This window comes from Acidovorax sp. FG48, from assembly GCF_057809085.1.
In genome coordinates, this window is the sequence record NZ_JBMDJH010000050.1 from 1 (window position 1) to 1,023 (window position 1,023).

The following is a 1,023-nucleotide window of genomic DNA, read 5'->3' on the forward strand; positions in this document are numbered from 1 at the left end:
ATACCCCTGGAACCCCTCGCACCCGTGCAGCCTCAGGAACGACAGCTGCCCCGTCGTCTCCACCCCCTCCGCCACCACCTCCAGGTCCAGGCTCTTGGCCAGCGCCAGGATGGTCCGCACAATCGCCGCGTCGTTCGGGTCCGTCAGCACGTCCCGCACGAAGCTCTGGTCGATCTTGACCTGGTCCAGCGGCAGGCGCTTGAGGTAGCTCAGGCTGGAGTACCCGGTGCCGAAGTCGTCCAGCGCAAAGCCCACGCCTTCGCTTTTGAGTTGCACCATGCGTGCGATGGTGTCTTCGATGTCGCCCAGCAGCAGGCTTTCGGTGAGTTCAAGCTTGAGTTGCCGGGGGTCTGCGTTGTGGTTCTTCAAGGTTTGCAGCACTTCGGCCACGAAGCCGGGTTGGCGGAACTGGCGGGCGCTGACGTTGACGGAGATGGACAGGTGGGCGGTGTCCGGGTGCTGGCTCCAGCGCTGCAGTTGTTCGCAGGCGGTCTGGAGCACGTATTGGCCCAGCGGGAGGATGAGGCCGGTCTGTTCTGCCAGGGGGACGAAGTCGGCCGGGCTGATCATGCCGCGCTGGGGGTGGCGCCAGCGCACGAGGGCTTCTGCGCCCAGCAGGCGGGCGTGGTGGTCTACGACGGGCTGGTAATGCACGAGCAATTCGCCCCGGGCCAAGCCCTGGCGCAGGTCGGCTTCGAGGTTGGAGCGGGCGTTCACCGCTGCCTGCATGTCGGGGTCGAAGAATCTCTGGGTGTTGCGGCCTGCGGCTTTGGCCTGGTACATGGCCAGGTCGGCACGCTTCAAGAGTTCGTCCACGGTGAGGCGTTCGTCGCCAAAGAGGGTGATGCCGATGCTGGGGGTGCTGTAGTGCTGGGCGCCGTCCAGGTCAAAGGGCTGGTTCAGGCTGGCCAGGAGTTTTTCGGCGACGGTTTCTGCCTGGGTGGCGGCGTTTTGCAGGTCGGGGGCCAGGGCTTCGAGCATGACGACGAATTCGTCGCCGCCAAAGCGGGCGACGGTGTCGGC

Annotated in this window: 1 protein-coding gene; it reads right to left on the reverse strand. The window is 65.8% G+C overall.

What is annotated here, in order from left to right:
* On the reverse strand, positions 1-1,023 hold a 1,023-nt coding region (locus ACODSU_RS25265; protein WP_488845711.1), incomplete at both ends, for a putative bifunctional diguanylate cyclase/phosphodiesterase.